This is a genomic window from Variovorax sp. RKNM96 (assembly GCF_017161115.1).
Classification (GTDB): domain Bacteria; phylum Pseudomonadota; class Gammaproteobacteria; order Burkholderiales; family Burkholderiaceae_C; genus Variovorax.
Window position 1 is genome coordinate 1,027,106 of record NZ_CP046508.1, and the last position, 22,253, is coordinate 1,049,358.

At 67.5% G+C, this 22,253-nt stretch carries 25 protein-coding genes; 21 read left to right on the forward strand and 4 right to left on the reverse strand.

Annotated elements, in window-relative coordinates:
* The first annotated feature begins 206 nt into the window (after positions 1-206).
* The 3 genes from GNX71_RS04680 to GNX71_RS04690 all read left to right on the forward strand — a co-directional run bounded on the left by GNX71_RS04680 (position 207) and on the right by GNX71_RS04690 (position 2,114).
* Complete coding sequence (locus GNX71_RS04680; protein WP_241027160.1) at positions 207-1,169, forward strand: AraC family transcriptional regulator; 963 nt, start codon at positions 207-209, stop codon at positions 1,167-1,169.
* Positions 1,170-1,328: 159 nt separating this feature from the next.
* The gene (locus GNX71_RS04685; protein ID WP_206177245.1) at positions 1,329-1,619 is read left to right on the forward strand and encodes an antibiotic biosynthesis monooxygenase; all 291 of its coding nucleotides are present in this window, start codon (positions 1,329-1,331) and stop codon (positions 1,617-1,619) included.
* Positions 1,620-1,736: 117 nt separating this feature from the next.
* The gene (locus GNX71_RS04690) at positions 1,737-2,114 is read left to right on the forward strand and encodes a pentapeptide repeat-containing protein (RefSeq protein ID WP_206177246.1); all 378 of its coding nucleotides are present in this window, start codon (positions 1,737-1,739) and stop codon (positions 2,112-2,114) included.
* Here the strand turns inward: GNX71_RS04690 and GNX71_RS04695 are convergent.
* Complete coding sequence (locus GNX71_RS04695; protein WP_206179828.1) at positions 2,083-2,301, reverse strand: hypothetical protein; 219 nt, start codon at positions 2,299-2,301, stop codon at positions 2,083-2,085. The two genes, GNX71_RS04690 and GNX71_RS04695, sit on opposite strands and share 32 nt — an antisense overlap.
* Before the next feature lie 252 nt (positions 2,302-2,553).
* Between GNX71_RS04695 and GNX71_RS04700 the strand changes: the two genes are divergently transcribed.
* The 3 genes from GNX71_RS04700 to GNX71_RS04710 all read left to right on the forward strand — a co-directional run bounded on the left by GNX71_RS04700 (position 2,554) and on the right by GNX71_RS04710 (position 4,485).
* Positions 2,554-3,111, forward strand: a complete 558-nt coding sequence (locus GNX71_RS04700) for a DUF3455 domain-containing protein (protein WP_206177247.1) — start codon at positions 2,554-2,556, stop codon at positions 3,109-3,111.
* Positions 3,112-3,235: 124 nt separating this feature from the next.
* The gene (locus GNX71_RS04705; RefSeq protein ID WP_206179345.1) at positions 3,236-3,760 is read left to right on the forward strand and encodes a sigma-70 family RNA polymerase sigma factor; all 525 of its coding nucleotides are present in this window, start codon (positions 3,236-3,238) and stop codon (positions 3,758-3,760) included.
* A complete protein-coding gene (locus GNX71_RS04710) occupies positions 3,757-4,485 on the forward strand; it encodes an anti-sigma factor (RefSeq protein ID WP_206177248.1) in 729 nt (242 codons plus the stop codon). The genes GNX71_RS04705 and GNX71_RS04710 overlap by 4 nt, the downstream gene beginning before the upstream one ends.
* Here the strand turns inward: GNX71_RS04710 and GNX71_RS04715 are convergent.
* Positions 4,472-5,680: an MFS transporter gene (locus tag GNX71_RS04715; RefSeq protein ID WP_206177249.1), complete on the reverse strand. Its 1,209-nt coding sequence runs from the start codon at positions 5,678-5,680 to the stop codon at positions 4,472-4,474. The genes GNX71_RS04710 and GNX71_RS04715 overlap by 14 nt on opposite strands.
* A 79-nt stretch (positions 5,681-5,759) precedes the next feature.
* Here GNX71_RS04715 and GNX71_RS04720 point away from each other — a divergent pair, with 79 nt between their 5' ends.
* Together GNX71_RS04720 and GNX71_RS04725 are read left to right on the forward strand one after the other, a co-directional pair.
* Positions 5,760-6,389, forward strand: coding sequence for a 2-hydroxychromene-2-carboxylate isomerase (locus GNX71_RS04720; protein ID WP_206177250.1), 630 nt, complete (start codon positions 5,760-5,762; stop codon positions 6,387-6,389).
* 23 nt (positions 6,390-6,412) lie between these two features.
* Positions 6,413-6,754 carry a hypothetical protein gene (locus tag GNX71_RS04725; RefSeq protein ID WP_206177251.1) on the forward strand — a complete coding sequence of 114 codons (342 nt, stop codon included), beginning with the start codon at positions 6,413-6,415 and terminating at the stop codon, positions 6,752-6,754.
* 12 nt (positions 6,755-6,766) lie between these two features.
* Here the strand turns inward: GNX71_RS04725 and GNX71_RS04730 are convergent, their stop codons facing one another.
* Positions 6,767-7,678, reverse strand: a complete 912-nt coding sequence (locus GNX71_RS04730; RefSeq protein WP_206177252.1) for a LysR family transcriptional regulator — start codon at positions 7,676-7,678, stop codon at positions 6,767-6,769.
* 172 nt (positions 7,679-7,850) lie between these two features.
* Between GNX71_RS04730 and GNX71_RS04735 the strand changes: the two genes are divergently transcribed.
* From GNX71_RS04735 to GNX71_RS04790, 12 genes are all read left to right on the forward strand, one after another.
* The gene (locus GNX71_RS04735) at positions 7,851-8,504 is read left to right on the forward strand and encodes a hydrolase (protein ID WP_206177253.1); all 654 of its coding nucleotides are present in this window, start codon (positions 7,851-7,853) and stop codon (positions 8,502-8,504) included.
* 30 nt (positions 8,505-8,534) lie between these two features.
* Positions 8,535-8,828, forward strand: a complete 294-nt coding sequence (locus GNX71_RS04740; protein ID WP_206177254.1) for a DUF1427 family protein — start codon at positions 8,535-8,537, stop codon at positions 8,826-8,828.
* A gap of 101 nt (positions 8,829-8,929) precedes the next feature.
* Positions 8,930-10,822 carry an amidohydrolase gene (locus GNX71_RS04745; protein WP_206179346.1) on the forward strand — a complete coding sequence of 631 codons (1,893 nt, stop codon included), beginning with the start codon at positions 8,930-8,932 and terminating at the stop codon, positions 10,820-10,822.
* Entirely contained in the window at positions 10,822-11,229 is a 408-nt protein-coding gene (locus GNX71_RS04750; RefSeq protein ID WP_206177255.1) for a DoxX family protein, read from the forward strand. Before GNX71_RS04745 ends, GNX71_RS04750 begins: the two co-directional genes overlap by 1 nt.
* A complete protein-coding gene (locus GNX71_RS04755; RefSeq protein ID WP_206177256.1) occupies positions 11,222-12,802 on the forward strand; it encodes an MFS transporter in 1,581 nt (526 codons plus the stop codon). The genes GNX71_RS04750 and GNX71_RS04755 overlap by 8 nt, the downstream gene beginning before the upstream one ends.
* Before the next feature lie 53 nt (positions 12,803-12,855).
* Positions 12,856-13,677, forward strand: coding sequence for an alpha/beta hydrolase (locus GNX71_RS04760; RefSeq protein WP_206177257.1), 822 nt, complete (start codon positions 12,856-12,858; stop codon positions 13,675-13,677).
* A gap of 76 nt (positions 13,678-13,753) precedes the next feature.
* Complete coding sequence (gene dapF, locus GNX71_RS04765; protein WP_206177258.1) at positions 13,754-14,638, forward strand: diaminopimelate epimerase; 885 nt, start codon at positions 13,754-13,756, stop codon at positions 14,636-14,638.
* Positions 14,635-15,330, forward strand: a complete 696-nt coding sequence (locus GNX71_RS04770) for a DUF484 family protein (protein ID WP_206177259.1) — start codon at positions 14,635-14,637, stop codon at positions 15,328-15,330. Before dapF ends, GNX71_RS04770 begins: the two co-directional genes overlap by 4 nt.
* The gene (locus GNX71_RS04775; protein ID WP_206177260.1) at positions 15,327-15,962 is read left to right on the forward strand and encodes a YdcF family protein; all 636 of its coding nucleotides are present in this window, start codon (positions 15,327-15,329) and stop codon (positions 15,960-15,962) included. The genes GNX71_RS04770 and GNX71_RS04775 overlap by 4 nt, the downstream gene beginning before the upstream one ends.
* On the forward strand, positions 15,946-16,884 hold the full coding sequence (locus GNX71_RS04780; RefSeq protein ID WP_206177261.1) for a tyrosine recombinase XerC: 939 nt from the start codon (positions 15,946-15,948) through the stop codon (positions 16,882-16,884). The genes GNX71_RS04775 and GNX71_RS04780 overlap by 17 nt, the downstream gene beginning before the upstream one ends.
* 16 nt (positions 16,885-16,900) lie before the next feature.
* Positions 16,901-18,121, forward strand: coding sequence for a class I SAM-dependent methyltransferase (locus GNX71_RS04785; RefSeq protein ID WP_206177262.1), 1,221 nt, complete (start codon positions 16,901-16,903; stop codon positions 18,119-18,121).
* An 83-nt stretch (positions 18,122-18,204) separates the two neighbouring features.
* Positions 18,205-19,257 carry a GTP-binding protein gene (locus GNX71_RS04790; protein WP_206177263.1) on the forward strand — a complete coding sequence of 351 codons (1,053 nt, stop codon included), beginning with the start codon at positions 18,205-18,207 and terminating at the stop codon, positions 19,255-19,257.
* Positions 19,258-19,389: 132 nt separating this feature from the next.
* Here GNX71_RS04790 and GNX71_RS04795 read toward each other — a convergent pair whose 3' ends face one another.
* A complete protein-coding gene (locus GNX71_RS04795; RefSeq protein ID WP_241027161.1) occupies positions 19,390-20,901 on the reverse strand; it encodes a DUF945 family protein in 1,512 nt (503 codons plus the stop codon).
* A 378-nt stretch (positions 20,902-21,279) separates the two neighbouring features.
* Here GNX71_RS04795 and dksA point away from each other — a divergent pair, with 378 nt between their 5' ends.
* Positions 21,280-22,251: an RNA polymerase-binding protein DksA gene (gene dksA, locus GNX71_RS33480; protein WP_241027299.1), complete on the forward strand. Its 972-nt coding sequence runs from the start codon at positions 21,280-21,282 to the stop codon at positions 22,249-22,251.
* The last annotated feature ends 2 nt before the right edge of the window (positions 22,252-22,253 follow it).

The following is a 22,253-nucleotide window of genomic DNA, read 5'->3' on the forward strand; positions in this document are numbered from 1 at the left end:
AGCGGGTTTTTCACGTTCTAGTTTTCGTGCGAGTTTATGAGGTTGCGGGCGCCGCCGGCGAGAAGCCAACGCTTTTCACGGCTCGGCCGCTCGCAACAAACAACTAAGCAAGTGAGTAGCGCGCCCCGCCAGCGGGCGCGCGCTGGCCGGCTACCCTGCGCATCCCGTTCGGTTTCTCTCTTTCTTTCTCCTCCCCGACAAAGCCGATGCCAGCCGCGCACATTCCCGACGACGACGACAACAGCAGCAACACCAACCCCGACGCCCCCGCCGCCTGGACCCGCCTGCGCGACATGGTCGCAGCGCGAACCCCTGTGGACGGCCGCACCGACGCGCTGTACCCGGGCCTGCGCTGCTACCGCTTCTCGCACCCGATCCGCTACGAGAAAACCCAGCGCCTCACGCCGGGCGTGGTGGTGGTCTTGCAGGGTCGCAAGACGGCGCATCTCGGCGGCGATCGTTCGCTGGCCTACGGCGCCACGCAGTGCCTGGTGCTCGGGGCCGAGGTCGCGTGCCTCGGCACGGTCGTCGCAGCGAGCGCCGCGGCGCCGTACCTGGCCATTCATCTGGACCTGCCGCCCGACGTGCTGGTCAAGTCGGTCCTCGCACTGGCCGAAGGCGGTGGTGGTGGCGCGCTGCCGGCCGAGCCCGCCCGGGTGCGCGAGCACTTCACGGCGCCGGTGGGACCGGAGGTGGTCGAGGCCTTCGCCCGCCTGCTGCTGGCGGCCGATGACCCGGTGGACCGCCGCACGCTTGCGCCGCTGGCCGTCGAGGAGATCGTGCTGCGGCTGCTGCGCTCCGAGGCCGCCGCCGCCATCCGCAGCGCGAGCGCCGTCACCAAAGCCGGCGCCCGCATACAGACGGCCATCGCCTTCATGCGCCGCCATCTGGACCGGCCGCTGTCGGTGGCCGAAATCGCGAGGCACGTCCACATGAGCCCCTCGCACTTCGCACACAGCTTTCGCGAGGTGGCCGGCGTCACGCCGATGCGCTGCGTTCGCGACCTGCGCCTGGAAGAGGCGCGCTCGCTGATGCTCGGCACCGGGCTGCGCCCCGGCGATGCGGCCGCCCAGGTGGGGTTCGAGAGCGCGGCGCATTTCAACCGCGCATTCCGCAGGCGGTTCGAGACGACGCCTGCGGAGTACGTGCGGCGGATGCAGGCGGGGTGATGCCGGCGTGATGCCAGGGTGGCTGCCTGCATCCTTCGCAGTCATGGTCAATTTGTTCGCAGCTTCGTGTCTTGGCGCGGGGGAGGGGGCTGGCTAACCTGCCTGCTCACTCTTTTCATTCACTCATTCACGCAAGCCAGCGACCAAGAAGAAATTGCCATGGGCCCGATCAACGTCATCATCACTTTCGAAGCCAAGCCCGAGCGCGCATCCGCGTTCGCGGAACTCATGAACCAGGTCAAGCAGTCGCTGCCATCGGCGGACGGGTGCCGGGGCGTGCAGCTGTTCGGCCTCAGCGACAACGAGTGCGTTTTCACGCTGGTCGAATCGTGGGCGTCGAAGGGGCATCACCAGGCGCACATCGCGGGTGCGGTGGCGTCAGGGGCCTGGGATGCGCTGGCGAAGGAGCTGGCTTGCCCGCCTGTCAGTTGCTATTGCAGAGAGCTTTGAGGGTGTGAGGCGAGCGCATTGAAGGGCAGTGATTCGACCCTTCATCGCCGTTCCGCGTACGCACCCATTCACACCACCTGCGATAGCGGATGGGTGGCTCATACACTCATGCCGATCATGAGAAGTGACCCGACTTACCAACCGCCAACGAGCCGCGAAGAATTGCTGCAGCGGTATGCACAAGGGGAGCGCAATTTCCCGGATACGGATCTCTGCGATGCCGACCTTTGCGGAGTGAAGCTCGATGGAGCGAACTTCGAGCCGTTCTCCTGGTTTCATAGTGCGGATTTCAGCGGCGCAAGTCTGCGTGGAACAAGCTTTCGCAATTGCAATATCAAGTGCGCTACGTTCAGGCAAGCCGACCTTACCAACGCGAATTTCGAGGAAGCGGCCATCGAGTCGATTGACTTGAGCAATGCGACGCTCCTCGGCGCGACCTTCCTTGGCGCAACGTTCTACGGCATCACATTAGGACCGTCCGACCAGTTCCCATGACGGCATGGATCGGCTGCTCCATCTGATGAATGGGCGCCGCTTTCGATCTGAAGAAAACATTGAGCTTGCTATTGCCGCCGATCAACGCAATCCGATGGCCGAGCAGTTCGCAGGTTGCACCGCCGTAAGACAACACGCGGCCGCCAAGAGCCGGCGGATCGCCGACCACGAGAATTTTTCGCATCATCTCGGAACCTCCCTGTTGTGGTCTGGAGGTTCTAGAAGGATGCGGCCGATGACACTGTGGCTCAGGGTGAATCGGCTCGGAATTTGTCACGCTGCTCGCGGGGTTCGAATTTCTGCGACAGCTGTCGCAGAAAGTCCCCGGAGCCGCGGCCGAAAAAATATTTCGCATCCCCTGCATCCAAACGTGCATCTGGCGGGTAGTTCCTACCAGCAGCGAGGAGCTGCTGACCTTCTACAACCCAGGAGTAATTTCATGCACACCTCCCGTTCGATCGCCGTCCTCGGCGCCATCTCCGCTGCCGCCGTCCTCACCGCATGCGGCTCGATGTCGACGGCCCCGGCCTTCAACCAGTCCAGCCTGCCCCCCACCATCCAGGTCCCCGCCGGCAACAAGGTCGCCATGGAAACCGTGGGCGTGGGCGACATCACGTACGAATGCCGCGACAAGGCCAACGCCCCCGGCCAGACCGAGTGGGTGTTCGTCGGCCCCGATGCCAAGCTCAACGACCGCAGCGGCAAGCAGGTCGGCAAGTACTACGGCCCGCCGGCCACCTGGGAGTCGAACGACGGCTCCAAGCTCACCGCCACGCAACTGGCCGTCGCGCCCTCGGGCCCGACCAGCCTGCCGTTCCAGCTCGTGAAGGCCAACCCGGCCACGGGCTCGGGCGCGATGTCCGGCGTGACCTACATCCAGCGCGTGGCCCTGCAAGGCGGCGTGGCACCGGCGGCCGTGCCCTGCACGCCCGCCACCAAGGGCCAGAAGCAGGTCGTGAAGTACCAGGCCGACTACATCTTCTACAAGGCGTCCTGATGATTCGGGGGTGAATCTGCTGCGGCGCAGGCCGGCTCCACTACGATGGGCCGCCCACCACCCGCCGCAGACCTTGTCGCCCCCCACATCCACCGCCGCCCCCTTCGACTACGACGCCGCGCTCATGGCCTGCGCCCGCGGCGACCGTACGGCGTTGCAGCAGCTCTACCAGCGTGAGAGCCGCTACCTGATGGGCGTGGCGCTGCGCATCGTGCGCCAGCGCCAGCAGGCCGAAGACGTGCTGCACGATGCCTTCATCAGCATCTGGCAGCGGGCGGCGAGCTTCAACCCCGCACTCGGCGAAGGCCGGGGTTGGGTCTACAGCGTGGTACGCCACGCGGCGCTGAACATGGTGCGCAACGGCGCGCGGCAGGTGAGCCTGGACGAGGACGCGGCCGTTGCGGCCGACGACCAGGCCTCGCTCGCGGCGTATGCGGCGGCGGGCGATCCGTTCGAGCTGCGCGCCGATCTCGGCCGGCTGCACGGCTGCCTCTCGGGGCTGGAGCCGGCGCGGCGCGATTGCATCCTCTATGCGTACGTCGAAGGCTGCTCGCATGGCGAAATCGCCGAACGGCTGCAGACGCCGCTGGGCACGGTGAAAGCCTGGATCCAGCGCGGCATGCGCGCGCTGCGGGAGTGCATGGGATGAGCACCGCTGAAGACAAAGAAGACATCAACGACATCGACGGGCTGGCGGGCGAGTACGTGCTGGGCACGCTCTCGGCCACCGGGCGTGCGGCGGTCGAGGTGCGCATGCGCAGCGAGCCGGCGCTGCGCGAAGCGGTGCGCGCGTGGGAGGCGCGGCTGCAGCCGCTCACGGCGCTGGCGGAGCCGGTCGATCCGTCGCCTTCGCTGTGGACGCGCATCGAGCGCAGCGTCGATGGGTTGGGCAAGGCATCGAAGGCACAGGCTGCGGGCGTCGTCAGTTGGTGGAACAACCTCAAGCTCTGGCGCGGGCTGGCCGCGGGCGGCTTCGCCACGGCGGCATTGCTGCTCGCGGTGGTGGTCACGCGCGTCGGGGCGCCGCCGGCCACGCAGTACATGGTGGTGCTGGTGGCACCCGAGAACAAGTCGCCGGGCTGGGTGATCCAGGCCAATTCGTCGCGTCAGCTCAACCTCGTGCCGCTGGGCACCTTCGAGGTACCGCCGCAGAAGACGCTGCAGTTCTGGACCAAGGCCGACCAGTGGCGCGGGCCGGTGTCGCTCGGCCTCGTCAAGCAGCAGGGCCAGACGCTGCGCATTCCCATCGACAAGCTGCCGCCGCTGGAACCCAACCAGCTCTTCGAGCTGACGCTGGAGCCCGAGAACGGCTCGCCGATCGACCGGCCGACCGGGCCGATCCAGTTCATCGGGCGTGCGGTCAAGGTGATGTAGCGGAAGAGGCTGCTGCGGCTGCAGCCGATGCCCGGTGGCTGATCACGGCGGCGATGCCGAGGGCAGCCATCAGCAAGCACAGCGCAAGGATCACCCAACCGGTCTGCGCCGTGCCGGCCAGCGCGCCGACCAGCAAGCCCGCCACCGGCTGGCTCAGGTTGTTGAGCAGCACGATCACGCCGGTGGTCTTGCCGTAGTCCTTGGCGGGAATGATCTTCTGCCGGTGCACGCGGATGTAGATGCTGAACATCTTGTCGAACCCGGTCACCAGCAAAAAGCCCAGCGCGTAGCCCCAATGGTTGGGGCTGATGGCGGTGAGCACGCCGCCGCCGAAGATCAACAGGAACGACACCACGCCCATCTTGCGCAACGCGAACGCACCGCGCGCAATGGCCAGCAGCACGACCACGGTGGCGACGGCACCCAGCATCTGCAGGCCCGCGTAGTAGTTGGCCGAGCGCTGGTAGAGCCCGGTGACCAGCGCCGCCGAAGAGGCGAGCGTGACGCCGATGACGAGGTTGACGCCCGCCGTCACCACGGTGAGCCGCATCAGGCCGGGCAGGCGCAGCACGTGCAAGAGGGCGGTCTGGATGGGGCGCAGAAAGTGCCCCGGCTCGGCGTGCGGTTCATGAAGCAGCGGCACCGGGTTGCCGTGCCGCCAGTACGCGGTGGCGGCATCGGCCAGCAGGAACAGCGCCGCCGCCGCGCCGACCACGGCCTGCCAGGGCCAGTGCGCAAAGAGCGCGGCCGCCACCAGCGGGCCGAGCACCATGCCGGTCTGCTCGGCGGTCTGCGCGTGGGCCAGCACGCGGTCGAAGCGGTGGCCGTTGGCAATCTGCGGCAGCATCACTTCGCGGGCCATCACGCCCTGCGTGGTGAGCACGCCGCACACGGCAGAGAGGCCCACGAGCCAGCCGATGCCGCCGAGCGCCTCGCTGCCCAGCACGCCGAGCAGGCACACCAGAGCGCGAAAGATCTGGCTGCCGCGCAGGAGCTTGAGCGGCGAGACGCGGTCACACAGCGCGCCGCAGACGGGGAATGACAGAAAGCGCGGAAAGGTCTCGGCCGCGAAGGCGTAGCCGGACCACGCCACGCTCTGCGTCACCTGGAACACCACGAGCGGCACCAGGAACAGCAGCATCTGGTCGGCCAGCCGGGAGACGAAGAGCGAGAAGAGGAACGCGGGGAATTTCATCTTTGCGCAGGCGCCGACCCCGAAGGCGAAAGGGTGAGGGGCGCAGGGTGGGCGGGCATGCGCTGAAGATAATCGAAACATGATCGCGCTCGACTGCTACTACAGCCTCTCCTCCCCCTGGGCCTACCTGGGCGGCCCGCAACTTCAGGACATCGTGCGCCGCCACCACGTGCGGCTCACGCTCAAGCCCTACGACTTCCAGGCGGTGGTGCCGCAGACCGGCGGCATTCCGCTCAAGACCCGCCCCGAGCCGCGCCGCACGTACCACGCGCTCGAACTGGCGCGCTGGAGCGATTACCTCGGCATGCCGATGAACCTGGCGCCCGCGCACTACCCGAAGGGCGCGCCCAGCGATCCGAACTGGAACAAGTACGCGGGCTGGATGGTGATCGCCGCGCAGCTCAAGGGGCTCGATGCGCAGCCGCTCTCGCACGCGCTGCTGCGCGCGCTGTGGGCCGAGGAGCGCGACACCTCGCAGGCCGACGTGCGCATCGCGGTCGCCGACGAGAACGGCTACGACGGCGCCTCGCTGCAGGCGCTGGAGCAGGCGGCCGAGACGCTGGCGGTGTACCGCGCGAACAGTGCGGAGGCGGTGGAAGCGGGCGTGTTCGGGGCGCCGACGTTCATCTTGAATGGCGAGCGGTTCTGGGGGCAGGACCGGTTGGCGTTTCTCGACCGGGCGCTGGACAAGTTGCGCGCGGCGGGCTGAACGCGCTCGCAAAGGCCGTCGCGATGATCGACCGCATTGCGTCGAAGGACGGCGAGGTGTTTGCCGTGATCGACTACCGGCCCGACGAAGACATCCCGTATTGCTTCTTCGGCCGGATCCTGGAGAACCGCTTCCCCGCGGAACTGGTCGCGCTCATCGATGAATACAACGCGCTGGTCGATGGCTGCGTGCTCTCGCTGCTCGACGAGGTCGAGGCCCGCATCCGTGCCTATGGCCTGAGGCTGGTGGAGGGTGGGGAGAAGCTGTTCAATGTTCGCCTGGACGATGCGGCCTCGATGTGGTTCTTCACGCGATACCCGACGGGCAGTGGCTTCGTCGCAGATTTTCCGGGCACGCCGGCGTAGGGCTTCAACCTCCTACAGGAACGACCGCGGCAACAACGCCGGCACCAGCGTGCGGTTCATGCGCTCGCGCCACCAGCGCAACGCCTGCCCCTGCGCACCGGTCTTCCATGCGAGCCAGAACGCTTCGGGCGCGCGCGGCTCCTCGGTCGGCAGTTCCACCAGCGTGCCGCGTTTCAGTTCGTTCGCGATGCATGCGCGCGGCAGGAAGCCGTGGCCGAGACCGGCCACCTGGCAGGCGACCTTCGCGGCCATCGACGGCACCGTGATGCGGGGCTGGCCGGCGAGCAGGCCCACGGTGCGATCCGACAGCGTGCGGGCGCTGTCGCCCACCACGATGGCATTGCAGTCGAGCAGGTCGCCGCGCTGCAGCGGCCGGCCCAGCCGCGTGAGCGGGTGCGTGGGCGCGACGCAGAACGCGAACTCGAGGCTGCCCACGGTCGCCGCCTGGTAGCCGCCGCCGGCCGGGCCTTCGCCCGCGGCGATGACGATGTCGGCGCGCCCCTCGCGCAGCGCCTCCCAGCTGCCGGTGAGCGCCTCGCAGCCCACGCGCAGCCGCGTGCCGCAGCGCAGGTCTTCGAACGCGCGGATGTCGTCGATGAGCGCCTCGGTGGGAATGAGCGAGTCGTGCACCAGCCGAAGTTCCGACTCGTAGCCGGTGGCGATCTGCCGCATGCGCGATTCGAGGTCGCTCGCGGCGCTGAGGAGCCAGCGGCCCTCTTTCAGCATTTCTTCGCCGACGGCGGTGAGCGTCACGCGCGGGCCGTTGCGCTCGAACAGCAGCATGCCCAGCTGCTCCTCGAGCTTGCCGACCGCGTACGAGATGGTGGAGGGCACCTTGTTCAGGCGCGTGGCGGCGGCGGCGAAGGAGCCGTGGCGCGCGATGGCGTCGACGACCTCGATGGCTTCCAGGCTGAGTTTGAGCACGCGGCGGTTCTCCGTGAAAAAGGAATGATCGAAAACTTCGATGATTGACGATGAAAAGTTTCGTCGATGACAGGGGTTCGGAACCAGATGATTCAGCCCATGCCAAGGAGATTACCTCCGAAAGCAATTGTGAATCCAATCGATCGTCTGTTCAAACAAAAGGAGTATTTCCATGTCCATCAAAGCCACCCCGACCGCCGGTTCCAAGCTGCTCACCCCCACAGACCACACGCTCGTGATGATCGACTTCCAGTCGCAGATGGCCTTTGCCACGCACTCGATCGATGCGGTGAACCTGCGCAACAACGCGGCGCTGGTGGCGCAGGCCGCGGCCGGCTTCAAGGTGTCGACCATCCTCACGACGGTGGCCGAGAAGAGCTTCTCGGGCCCGATGTTCAGCGAGATCACCGACGCCTTCCCGGGCCAGAAGATGCTCGACCGCACCTCGATGAACACCTGGGAAGACGCCGCCGTGATCGACCGCGTGAATGAAATCGGCAAGCCGCGCATCGTGCTGGCGGGCCTGTGGACCAGCGTGTGCATCGTGGGCCCGGCGCTCTCGGCGCTCGACCAGGGCTTCGAGGTGTATGTGATCGCCGACGCCTGCGGTGACGTGTCGACCGAGGCGCACGAGCGCGCGATGGACCGCATGGTGCAGGCCGGCGCGCGGCCGATGACCTCGCTGCAATACCTGCTGGAGCTGCAGCGCGACTGGGCGCGTGGCGACACCTACGAGCTGACCACCGGCATCGCGAAGAAGGTGGGCGGCGCGTATGGCATCGGCATCAACTACGCCAAGAGCATGTTCGGCGCGCACGAAGGCTGAGCGGACGAAGAAAGAAAGAGAGCGCCTGCCATGAAGCCCTATGTCGTTTCCCTCGCCCTCGGCCTTCTGGTCGGCGTGATCTATGCGCTCTTCCAGGTGCGCTCGCCGGCGCCGCCGGTGATCGCCCTGGTGGGGCTCCTGGGCATCCTGCTCGGCGAGCAGATCCCGCCGCTGATCAAGAGCTTCATCGCCCCGCCGGCGACCGCCACCTCGTGGCTGCAGCACCAGGTCAAGCCGCATGTGTTCGGCGAGCTGCCCAAGTGCGCCCAGCCTTCCGCGGTGAAAGCCGCCAACGCCTCGCCGTCCGACCGGCACAGCGCATGACATCCCCCGCACACCCCGATCCGAAGCGCCGTCGCCTGCTCGGCGCGCTCGGCGCCACCCTCGCAGCCCCCGGCCTTGCCGCCGCTTCTTTCTCCGACACCATGGCCCACACCGATACCCCCGACCTCATCCTGCGCAACGGCCGCTTCACCACGCTGGACCGTTCCAACCCCACGGCCGATGCGGTGGCCATCAAGGACGGCCGCTTCACCCGCGTGGGCCGCGCCGAAGACGTGCTGCCGCTGGCTGGCAGCCACACCCGCGTGATCGACCTGCAGGGCAAGCGCGTGCTGCCGGGGTTGATCGACAACCACCTGCACATCATTCGCGGCGGCCTCAACTACAACATGGAGCTGCGCTGGGACGGCGTGCGCAGCCTGGCCGATGCGATGGCCATGCTCCGGCGGCAGGTGGCGATCACGCCCGCGCCGCAATGGGTGCGCGTGGTGGGCGGCTTCACCGAGCACCAGTTCGCCGAGAAGCGCCTGCCGACCATCGCCGAACTCAACGCGGTGGCGCCCGATACGCCCGTGTTCATCCTGCACCTGTACGACCGTGCGCTGCTCAACGGCGCCGCGCTGCGCGCCGTGGGCTACACCAAGGACACGCCCGCGCCGCCCGGCGGCGAGATCGTGCGCGACAGCGCCGGCAACCCCACGGGCCTGCTGCTCGCCAAGCCGAATGCGGCCATCCTCTACGCGACGCTGGCCAAGGGGCCGAAGCTGCCGTTCGACTACCAGCTCAATTCCACGCGCCACTTCATGCGCGAGCTCAACCGCCTGGGCGTGACCGGTGCCATCGACGCGGGCGGCGGCAACCAGAATTTTCCCGACGACTACGAAGTGATCCGCAAGCTGCACGACGACGGGCAGCTCACGATCCGCCTGGCCTACAACCTGTTCACCCAGAAGCCCCAGGCCGAGAAGGAAGACTTCCTGAACTGGACGGCGAATTCGACGTACAAGCAGGGCGACGACTATTTCCGCCACAACGGCGCGGGCGAGATGCTTGTGTTCTCTGCTGCCGACTTCGAAGACTTCCGCCAGCCGCGCCCCGACATGGCGCCCGAGATGGAAGGCGAACTCGAAGGCGTGGTGCGCATCCTGGCGCAGAACCGCTGGCCGTGGCGCATGCATGCGACCTACGACGAAACCATCAGCCGCTCGCTCGACGTCTTCGAGAAGGTCAACAAGGACACGCCGCTCGCGGGCCTGAACTGGTTCTTCGACCATGCCGAGACGATCTCCGAGAAGTCGATGGACCGCATCGCCGCGCTGGGCGGCGGGGTGGCGGTGCAGCACCGCATGGCCTACCAGGGCGAGTATTTCGTGGAACGCTACGGCCCCGGCGCGGCCGAGGCCACGCCGCCGGTCAAGCGCATGCTCGAGAAGGGTATGAAGGTCTCGGCCGGTACCGACGCGACGCGCGTGGCCTCGTACAACCCGTGGGTGTCGCTGTCGTGGCTGGTCACGGGCAAGACGGTGGGCGGCATGCAGCTCTACCCGCAGCGCAATTGCCTGGACCGCGAAGGCGCGCTGCGCATGTGGACCGAGAACGTCACCTGGTTCTCGAACGAGCAAGGCAAGAAGGGCCGCATCGAGGCCGGACAGCTCGCCGACCTCGTGGTGCCCGACCGCGATTTCTTCGCGTGTGCCGAATCGGAGATCGCCGACACGACCGCGCTGCTCACCATGGTGGGTGGCAAGGTGGTCTACGGCGCCGGTCCGTTCGCCGCGCACGACGAAGGCACGCTGCCACCGGCCATGCCCGACTGGTCGCCCGCACGCACCTTCGGTGGTTACGCCGGCTGGGCCGACACGGCTGAAGGTGCGCCCCTGCAGAAGGTGATGCGCAACGCGGCCGCCGCCTGCGCCTGTGCCAATGACTGCAACGTGCACGGCCACCAGCACGCGACGGCTTGGAGCAGCAAGCTGCCGATTGCCGACCTGAAGAGCTTCTGGGGCGCGCTCGGCTGCGCCTGCTGGGCGGTGTGATGAAGACGATGCACTGGACCCTTTCACCCGCCGTGCGCTGGGTCGCCTTGTTGCTGCTCTGCGCGGCCTACCTGCAGGGCGGGCTGAACAAGGCGATGGATTTCAACGCAGCCATCGGCGAGATGAACCACTTCGGCCTGTCGCCCGCAGGGCCGCTGGCCGTGGCAGTGATCGTGCTGGAGCTGGGCGCCGCGGCGCTGATCCTCACCGGCTTCTGGCGCTGGCTCGGCGCGCTCGCGCTCGGGGGCTTCACGCTGATGGCGACCTTCGTCGCGCTGCGTTTCTGGGAGATGCCCATGGGGCAAGAGCGCTTCATGGCCGCCAACTCCTTCTTCGAACACCTGGGCCTGGTCGGCGGCTTCCTGTTCGTCGCCTGGCTCGACCTGAAAGAGCGTGCCCATGTCTGAACCCCAAAAAGCCGCCGGCGCCTTCGCGCCGCTGCGCCAGCCGGTCTTTGCGGTGCTGTGGGCCGCCACGGTGCTGGGCAACATCGGCAGCTTCATGCGCGACGTGGCCAGCTCGTGGCTGGTGACCGACCTCTCGGCGAGCCCGACGGCGGTGGCGCTGATCCAGACGGCGGCCACGCTGCCGATCTTCCTGCTGGCGATTCCGGCGGGGGTGCTGTCGGACATCCTGGACCGGCGGCGCTTCCTGATCTTCGTGCAGGTGTTGCTGGGCGCGGTGAGCGGCACGCTGCTGGTGCTGTCGCACACCGGCTCGCTCACCGTCCAATACCTGATCGCGCTGACTTTCGTGGGCGGCATCGGTGCGGCGCTGATGGGGCCGACCTGGCAGTCGATCGTGCCGGAGCTGGTGCCGCGCAGCGACCTGAAGAGCGCGGTGGCGTTGAACTCGCTGGGCATCAACATCGCGCGCTCCATCGGGCCGGCGGCCGGCGGGCTGATTCTGGCGAGCTTCGGCGCGGCAGCCACCTACGGGCTGGATGTGCTGAGCTATGTGTTCGTGATCGCGGCGCTGCTGTGGTGGAAGCGGCCGGCGGCCGTGGACAGCGGGCTTTCGGAGAATTTCCTCGGCGCCTTCCGTGCCGGCCTGCGCTACACGCGGGCCAGCAAGGAACTGCATGTGGTGCTGCTGCGCGCGGCGGTGTTCTTCCTGTTCGCGAGTTCGGTGTGGGCGCTGCTGCCGCTGGTGGCGCGCCAGATGCTCGGCGGCACGGCCGGCTTCTACGGCGTCCTGCTGGGCGCGGTGGGTGCGGGCGCGATTGCCGGTGCATTGGTCATGCCGCGCTTGCGCGCACGGCTCGACGCCGACGGCATGCTGCTGCTGGCCTCGCTGCTCAGCGCCGCCGTGATGGGAGGCCTGGTCTTCGCGCCGCCGCAATGGCTTGCGGTGCTGCTGATGTTGCTGCTGGGCCTGGGCTGGATCATCGCGCTCACCACGCTCAACGGGGTGGCGCAGTCGATCCTGCCGAACTGGGTGCGCGGGCGCGGGCTGGCCGTGTACCTCACGGTGTTCAACGGCGCGATGGCGGCCGGCAGCCTGGGTTGGGGCCTGATCGCGCAGCAGGTCGGCGTGCCGTTCACGCTGGTGGCGGGGGCGGTGGGGCTGGTGGTGATGGGGCTCGTCTTCCATCGCGTACGGCTGCCCGCCGGCGAGGCCGACCTGCAGGCCTCGAACCACTGGCCCGAACCGCTGCTGGCCGAGCCCGTGGCGCACGACCGCGGGCCGGTGATGATCCAGGTCGAGTACCGCATCCGCAAGGAAGACCGGCCGGTGTTCCTCGAGGCGATGAAGCGGCTGTCGCTGGAGCGCCGCCGCGACGGGGCCTACGCCTGGGGTGTGCACGAGCACACAGCGGATGCGGAGCGCGTGATGGAGTGGTTCCTCGTCGAATCCTGGGCCGAGCACCTGCGCCAGCACCACCGCGTGTCGCACGCTGACGCCGACCTGCAGGCCGAGGCGCTGCGCTTTCACATCGGGCCGGACAAGCCCGAGGTCCACCACTTCCTGGCGCTCTGAGCGGCGCGAACCCTTTCACCCTTTCACCCTTTCATCAACCACACGGAAAAACCATGACAACACTGACCCTTCGCGACGGCACCGAGCTCTACTACAAGGACTGGGGCAGCGGCCAGCCCATTCTCTTCAGCCACGGCTGGCCGCTGAGCGCCGACATGTGGGACGCCCAGATGCTGTTCTTCGCCGAGCGCGGCTACCGCACCATCGCGTTCGACCGCCGCGGCTTTGGCCGCTCGAGTCAGCCCTGGACCGGCTACGACTACGACACCTTCGCCGACGACATCGCCGAGCTGATCGAGAAGCTCGACCTGAAGGACGTGGTCCTCGCAGGCTTCTCGATGGGCGGCGGCGACGTGACGCGCTACATCGCGCGCAAGGGCAGCGCGCGGGTGGCCAAGCTCGCGCTCATCAGCGCCGTGACGCCGCTCTTCATGAAGACGGCCGACCACCCGGTGGGCCCCGACGCCCCGCTGTTCGCGGGCATCCGCGCCGGGCTGGCCGCCGACCGGCCGCAGTTCCTCGACGACTTCAGCACGCTTTTCTACGGCACCAACCGCCCTGGCGCGAAGGTGTCGCAGGGTGTGTTCAAGCAGACGCTGCAGATCGCGCTGCAGGCCTCGATCAAGGCCACCATCGACTGCGTGACGGCGTTCTCCGAGACCGACTTCCGCCCCGACATGGCGAAGATCGACGTGCCCACGCTCGTGATTCACGGTGACGACGACCAGGTCGTGCCGTTCGAGGCCACGGGCAAGCTGGCGGCCGAAATGATCGAAGGCAGCCAGCTCAAGGTGTATGCCGGCGCGCCGCACGCCACCTGCACCACGCATGCGGCGCAGGTGAACGCCGACCTGCTGGCGTTCATCCAGGGCTGAGGCAAGGCATGCGGAAAGGGCCGTGCCCTGCGGCCCTTTCCGCCCGAAGGGCGGCGCCGGTGGCGATAATCCCCCGATGCGAATCCGCTTTACCAAGATGCAGGGAGCCGGCAACGATTTCGTCGTGCTGGACGAAACACGCGGCACGCTGGGCCTCACGGCCGCGCAGTACCGCTTCCTGGCCGACCGCCATTTCGGCGTCGGCGCCGACCAGATCCTCACCGTGCGCCCGTCGCCGGCCGAGGGCATCGACTTCCAGTACGTGATCCACAACGCCGACGGCGGCGAGGTCGAGCAGTGCGGCAATGGCGCGCGCTGCTTCATGCGCTTCGTGAAGGAACACAAGCTCACCGACAAGTCCGAAGTGCGCGTGCAGACGCTGGCCGGCGTGATCGAGCCGCGCATGGGCGCCGACGGCCGGGTGACGGTCGACATGGGCGCCCCGGTCTTCGAGGCCGCGCGCGTGCCCTTCGACACCGCCGGGCTCGATGCGCAACCCGATGGTTCGTGGGAAAAGTGGCACCTGGCCCTGGGCACTCGCGCCGGCAGCGCCATCGTTTCGGTCGCGGTGCTCTCGATGGGCAACCCGCATGCGGTGCAGGTGGTCGACGACGTCGATACCGCCCCGGTGGCCGAGCAAGGCCCGCAGATCGAGCACCACCCGCGCTTTCCGCAGCGGGTGAATGCGGGCTTCATGCAGGTGGTCGACCGCTCCCACATCAGGCTGCGCGTGTTCGAGCGCGGCGCCGGCGAAACGCTGGCCTGCGGTACCGGCGCCTGTGCGGCGGTGGTGGCGGGCATCCGGCTCGGGCTGCTGGACCGACGCGTCGACGTGCAGACGCACGGCGGCATCCTCACGATCGAATGGCAGGGCGAGGGCCAGCCGGTGCTCATGACGGGCCCGGCCACGACGGTGTTCGAGGGCGACATCGACGTGCCCGACCTCGCGGAGCAGCCATGACCTCATTCACTCACGACAACGACGCCATGAACCCGATCACCGAAGACGACATCGCCAACTACCTGGCGAACACGCCCGACTTCTTCGAGCGCCATGCCCAGTTGCTGGCGCAGGTGCAGCTCACCAGTCCGCACGGCAACCGCGCCGTGAGCCTGCAGGAGCGCCAGGCCGAGATGCTGCGCGAGAAGATCAAGGCGCTCGAGCATCGCCTGATGGACATGGTGCGCCACGGCACCGAGAACGTGGTCATCGCCGACCGGCTGCAGCGCTGGACCAGTGGCCTGCTGACCACGCGCGACCCGCGCAGCCTGCCGTACCGCATTGCGGTCGACCTGCAGTCGCTGTTCCTGGTGCCGCAGACGGCCATCAAGGTGTGGGACTGCAGCAGCGAATACCTCAACGAAGCCTATGCCCAGTGGGTGAGCGACGACGTGAAGGCGCTGGCCACCTCGCTCACTTCGCCGTACTGCGGCCTGAACTCGGGCTTCGAGGCCGCCAACTGGCTGCCGGAGCCGCAGGCGGCGCTGTCGATCGCGCTGATTCCGCTGCGCGCCGATGCCGAATCGCCGGCCTTCGGCCTCCTGGTGCTGGCGTCGCCCGACGCGCAGCGCTTCAACGCCGAGATGGGCACCGACTTTCTCGAGCGCATCGCCGAGCTGGCCTCGGGCGGGCTCTCGCGGCTGCGTCCTTGAACCGGCCGCGCTGGCTGCGCCGGCCGTGGCAGGTCGCGCTTCTCGGCGCGCTGCTGGTTCTGGCGCTGGTCTATGCGGCGATCGCCGTCGTCATCTGGCAGCGCGCCGACGAGGTGCTGGACAACCCGCCGCAAAGGCCCGCCGATGCGGCGCTGATCCTGGGGAGCCGGGCGTATCTGGACGGCAAGCCGAATCCCTGTCTCACGGGGCGTGTCGACACGGGCATTGCGCTGGCGCAGGCCGGGCGGGTGAAGCAACTGGTGTTCACGGGCGGTGTGGACAAGGAAGACGGGCGCATCGAAGCCGATGTGATGCAGCAGCACGCGCAGGGCGTGGGCTTTGCGGGGCCGATGCTGCAGGAGCCCGCATCGACCTCGACGCGGCTGAATCTTTCGCTCTCGCGCCCGCTGCTGCAGGCGGCCGGGGTGCGCAGCGTGGTGATCGTGTCGGAGCCGTATCACCTCTGGCGCGTCGAGCGGTTGGTGCGCATGAGCGGTTTCGACCAGACCTTCGACGTGCAATACGCCGCCGCGCCGACCTCGTGCTGGCGGCGCTGGGGCATGCTGTTCAAGGGCGCATTGCGCGAGCCGGCGGCCATCATCAACAATGCCGGCCATGGCTATCTCTTCTGAGCCGGCGGACTGGATCGCGAAGTACCTGGAGCATGTGCGCGTGGAGCGCCGGCTCGCGGCGCGCACGGTCGAGCTCTACGCCTTCCACCTGCAGGCGCTGAAGGAAAACGCGGCCGAGGCCAATCTGCCGCTCGACCGCGTGCAGACCGCCCACATCCGCCGCTGGATGGCCAAGCTGCACAGCGCGGGACGCGAGCCGCGCGGCATTGCGCTGGTGCTGTCGTGCTGGCGCAGCTTCTACCGCTGGCTCGGGCATGAAGGGCTGATCGGCTTCAACCCGGTGCAGGACGTGCACGCCCCCAAGGCCGGCCGGCCGCTGCCGAAGGCGCTGGGCGTGGACGATGCGGTGCGGCTCGCCGAGCTGCACGACGAAGACGCCGACCCGTGGATCGAAGCGCGCGACCGCGCCATCGTCGAACTGCTTTATGGCTGCGGCCTGCGCGTGAGCGAGCTCACGGGGCTCGATGCGCAGGCGAGCAACACGGCGCTCGGCTGGGTCGATCTCGACGCGAAGGAAGCCAACGTGCTCGGCAAGGGCAGCAAGCGCCGCATCGTGCCGGTGGGCGGCAAGGCGGCCGAGGCGCTGCAGGAATGGCTCGACGTGCGCGGCGACCGAGTGGTGCCGGCGCTTTTCGTCAGCGCCAAGGGTGCGCGGATGTCGTCGCAAGCCGTGTGGAAGCTGCTGCGCGAGCGCAGCCTGAAGGCCGGCCTCGCGGCGCCCGTGCATCCGCACATGCTGCGGCATTCGTTCGCGAGCCATGTGCTGCAGTCGAGCAGCGACCTGCGCGCGGTGCAGGAGTTGCTGGGCCACGCCAACATCGCGACCACGCAGGTCTATACGCGGCTGGATTTCCAGCATCTGGCGAAGGTCTATGACGCGGCACATCCCCGTGCCAAGGCCCGGACCGACAAAGACAAGTAAGCAAGCAAGTAAAAAAATGAAAACCCTTCGCCTCAAACCCGGCAAAGAGCGCTCGATGCAGCGCCGCCATCCCTGGGTCTTCGAATCCGCCATTGCGCGCGGCGGTGCCGACTCGGGCGAGACGGTGCGCGTGGAATCGCACGACGGCGCGTTCCTCGCGTGGGCGGCGTTCAGCCCGATCTCCAAGATCCGCGCGCGGGCCTGGAGCTTCGTGGAAACGCAGCGCATCGATGCGGCGTTCCTCGCATCGGTGTGCGAGCGCGCCGTGCGGGCTCGGGGCCTGTTCGACCTGCAGAGCGACGGCGTGCGACTGATCCATGGTGAGGCCGATGGCCTGCCGGGGCTGATCGTCGACCGCTACGGCGACACGCTGGTCGCGCAATTTCTATCGGCCGGCGTCGAGCGCTGGAAGGACGTGCTGGTCGATGCGCTGCTCAAGGCCACGGGGCTCACGAAGTTCTACGAGCGCTCGGACGCCAGCGGCCGCGAGCGCGAGGGCCTCAAGCCCGTTACCGGATGGCTGCGCGGGGAGGGCGCCACCGAGATCACGATCCGCGAGCACGACTGGAAGCTCTCGCTCGACATCGCGACCGGCCACAAGACCGGCTTCTACCTCGATCAGCGCGACAGCCGCCAGCGCTTTGCCGAGCTCGCGAAGCACCGGCGCTTCAGGCGCGTGCTCAACTGCTTCTGCTACACGGGCGGGTTCACGGTCGCGGCGCTGGCGGGGCTCAAGGCCGCAGGTGCGCTCGACGGGGCCGAGCTGGTGTCGGTCGATTCGTCGCAGCCGGCGCTGAACTTCGCGCGAGCGAACATCGCACTCAACGGTTTCGGCGGCGAAGGTTCGGGCGTGAAGACCGAGTTTCTCGACGCCAACGTCAACACGGTGCTGCGCGAGTTCGTCGACCAGGGCCGCACCTTCGACGCCATCGTGCTCGACCCGCCGAAGTTCGCGCCCACGGCGGCACATGCCGAGCGCGCGGCGCGGGCCTACAAGGACATCAACCGCCTCGCACTCAAGATCCTGGAGCCGGGCGGCGTGCTGCTGACTTTTTCGTGTTCGGGCGGCATCAGTGCCGACCTGTTCCACAAGATCGTGGCCTCGGCCGGGCTGGACGCGAACGTGGACGGTTACATCAGCGAACGCCTCGGCGTGGCCCCGGACCACCCGATGACCATCGAATTCCCGGAAGGGGAGTACTTGAAGGGCCTGGTGGTGGTCAGAAAACCCGCTTGACCCCTTCGGCAACGCAACTCAGTGGCATTGGCTAAACTGCCTGCCACCTCCCGTTTTAGTTTTCCGCTTCGGAGCACCCCCTCATGGCCCTCATTCCCGCGACCATCCTCACCGGCTTTCTCGGCTCGGGCAAAACCACGCTGCTCAAGCGCATCCTGACCGAGGCCCACGGCCAGAAGATCGCGGTCATCGAGAACGAGTTCGGCGAAGAGAACATCGACAGCGACATCCTCGTGACCGAATCGAAGGAGCAGATCATCCAGATGAGCAACGGCTGCGTCTGCTGCACCATCCGCGAAGACCTGCGCGAAGCGCTGCAACTACTGGCCGCCAAGAAGCGCCAGGGCCTGCTGGATTTCGACCGCGTGGTGATCGAGACCACCGGCCTGGCCGACCCCGGCCCGGTGGCGCAGACCTTCTTCATGGACGACGAGATCGCCGAGAGCTACCTGCTCGACTCGATCCTCACGCTGGTCGATGCCAAGCACGCGCCGCAGCAGCTCAACGACCGCCAGGAAGCGCGCCGCCAGGTGGGCTTTGCCGACCAGATCTTCATCAGCAAGAGCGAGCTGGTGTCGGCAGAAGAGACCGATGCGCTGATCCATCGCCTCAAGCACATGAACCCGCGCGCGCCGCAGCAGAAGGCGCATTTCGGCGACGTGTCGCTCAAGGACATCTTCGACCTGCGCGGCTTCAACCTGAACGCCAAGCTGGACATCGACCCCGACTTCCTGAAGGAAGACGACCACGATCACCATGACCATGACCACGCGCATGGCGAGCATTGCGACCACCCCTCGCACAAGCACGAAGGCCACGGCCACCATCACCACACGGACGACGACGTGAAGAGCTTCGTCTACAAGGCCGACCGCGCGTTCGATCCGGCCAAGCTGGAAGACTTCTTGGGCGCGATCGTCAACATCTACGGCCCGCGCATGCTGCGCTACAAGGGCGTGCTGAACATGAAGGGCACCGAGCGCAAGGTGATCTTCCAGGGCGTGCACCAGCTGATGGGCAGCGACCTGGGCCCGGAGTGGGGCAAGGACGAGAACCGCCAGAGCCGCATGGTGTTCATCGGCATCGAGTTGCCGCGCGAAATTCTCGAGCAGGGGCTCGAGCAGTGCCTGGTCTGAAGCCCTGACTTGCTCCTTCCCCCTTTGGGGGAAGGTTGGGATGGGGGCACGCGTGGCCGTCGAGGCTGCGTGGCGTTGAATGCCGCTGTGCCCCCACCCCGGCCCTCCCCCAGCGGGGGAGGGGGAAATACCTTACTTGCCCAGCGCGTTCAGCGGCTTGCCGTTGACCTTCAGGCTGCCTTCGCTGAATTCGATCTGCCCGGTGACGTGCTCGCCATCGCGCTTGACGAAGCCCTTTTCCTCGCCTTGCTCGACCAGTCCCGCGACCATTTCGGGCGGTGGCGTCTGGCCGCTTTCGGCGCCGGTGGCGGCGATCTGCTCGAGCCATTGCACCGGCAGCCGCGCATTGGCCTTGACCACGCCGCGCTTGAGCAGCAGCGCCATGCCCGGGGCCTGCAGATCTTCGTCGGTCACGCCGACCATGCCGGCCGTGTAGCTGACTTCGCCGCGCTTGCCGCCGATCTCGACCACCATCTTGTCCAGGCCGAACTCGGGGCTGTACTTGGCCATGGCCTTCAGATCCGGGGCGAGCTGGTCGGCCAGTGCCTTCATCGCGGCCTGTGTGGCCTTGCTGCTCTTGCCGCAGCCGGCCGCAACGCTGGACTGCAGGTAGGCGTCGGCCAGCTTCTTGTAGCCGGCGGCGTGGATGCGGCGGGCGCCGCTGGACATCTCGAACCTGTCGATGCTCGTCTCGCCGATCTTGCCCTGGCCCTTGAGGGCGGCGTCCGAGGCGTAGAGGCCGTCCTTGATGGTGGCCTCGCCTGTCAGGTCGACGTTCTGCAGCAGCACCTTCAGGGGTTTGTGCGTGCCGGCCGGCGCGTCGGCATCGACGTTGCCCGCGAGGCCCTTGGTGGCGGAGAACTCGAAGGCTTCCAGGCGGCCTTCGGTCTTGCCGGTGGCCAGGAACCAGCCCGCGCTGTTGTCCATGTCGGCCTTGGCGGTGAATTTGCCCATCTTCATCTGCAGGCCCTTGGCCGCGTCGTTGAAGTCCAGGCCGGGCATCGTCATGTCATAGCGCGCCTTGGTGCGTGCGGCATTCACCTCGATGTGGGCCTGTGCGCCTTGCCAGGCGAGCTGGCCCTTGCCTTCTTCGGCCAGCTTGACGGGCGCGACGGCCATGTCGATGGCATAGCTGCCGTCGAAGCCGACCTTGGTGAATGCCGTCAGCGGCTTGGCCTTGCCGAACAGTTTCTCGGCCTCGGCCTGGCCCTTGATGTCGAGCACCAGTTCGCTGTCGATGGTGGCGGCCGCGAACTTGCCGCCGGCGATCGGGCCGTGGTGGATGGTGTCGCGGAAGGTGAGGCGCAGGGGCTTGGGCGGCTTGGCTTCGGTCTCGTCGCGGTCTTCGTCTTCCTCCGGCTGCTCCTCGCCTTCGGCGGGCTTGGCGGCGGGCGCCTGCGCCACGGCAGGGGCGGTGGGGGTATCGGCCGCGCAGCCGATTTCCAGCGTGACGGTGCTGACGGCGCCGAAGAAGCCGCGCTCGTATTTGCGCTCGGCCACGCGCACCAGCGCGGTCTGCTTGGGCATCTCGTCGAGTGCGGTGTCGTAGATCGAGCGGACCTTCGAACCGGTCCACCAGGTGCTCCCTCCGTACGCGACGACGATGGCCGCGGCCACCGCTCCCAGAACTGCTTTCTTGCTCAAGGCTTGCTTTCTTTTATCGAATGATCGGATGGGCCCGTGCCGCTCCAGGGCAATGCGGGCCTCGCGCCACCCCCTCCGGCGACGCCGGCCGATGCTACCGGAGGCGACCGGCATGCAGACACATCGCCCGCGGTTTCGAGTTCTCTATACAATCGCGCGCCTGTTCCGGGAGCCACGTCCCGTCCGTTGGACAAGATGTGACTTCCGGCACGGGGCGCCGCACGTTTCTGCAGGGCTTTCGGGGGTATAACCCCGGGGTTCGCAAACGCGAGCACCCCGACAACGTGGAGCCCGCGCGGCACGAAAGCCGCGAGTGGTTCCCATGGGAGGAGACACCCAGTGAAAGCGCGTTCCAGTTCGTCCAAGGAGCCAGTCACCGTGAAGAAACCCGCCGCCAAGGCCACGCCAGCATCCAAGCCCGCCGCAAAGAAGGCGCCGGCTGCGAAGGCTGTACCCGCGGCGAAAAAGGTTTCCGCCACCGCGAAAGCGCCTGCAACGAAGGAGAAAAGCGCGTCCAAAAAGCCCGCAGCACCACCGGTCAAGGCCGCAACCGCTGCAAAGAAGTCCGTCAAGCCCGCCAAGCCTGCAACAGCAACCAAGACCGCAGGCACGGGTCCATCGTCATCCAAACCCGTCGGCCGCCCTGCTGCCGTTCCTTCTGCTCCCCCGATCCCCATGAAAAAAACGGCTGCCGCCTCCTCTTCCGCCCCGGCGACACCTTCGATACCCGCTCAAACCGCCACGCCCGCACCCGCCGCGCGTGGGGGCCGTGTGTCCCGGCTGTCGCAACTGACCGTCCCCTCGATGCCGCAGTCCGTGGCGTCGACCGCCGCCAAGTCCAGCTTCTCGCAGGCGCCGTCCACCGCGCTGGTGCCGCCGCCGCCGCTGGCCGTCAAGAAAGACCCCAAGCTCGCGAACAACTGGAAGACCAAGTCGCCCGCCGAGCTGACCGATGCCGAAGTCATCGCGATGCCCGACACCGAGTACATGAACGAAAAGCAGATGGCGTTCTTCCGCCTGAAGCTGGAAGAACTCAAGCGCGGCATCCTGGAAAACGCCGGCGAGACCACCGAGCACCTGCGTGAAGACACGGTGGTCGTGCCCGATCCGGCCGACCGCGCCACCATCGAGGAAGAACACGCCCTCGAGCTGCGCACCCGTGACCGCGAACGCAAGCTGCTCAAGAAGATCGAGCAGTCGATCCAGCGCATCGACGCCGGCGACTACGGCTACTGCGACGAGACCGGCGAGCCCATCGGTGTCGGCCGCCTGCTGGCCCGCCCGACCGCCACGCTGTCGCTCGAGGCGCAACAGCGCCGCGAGCTCAAGCAGAAAATGTTCGGAGATTGAAC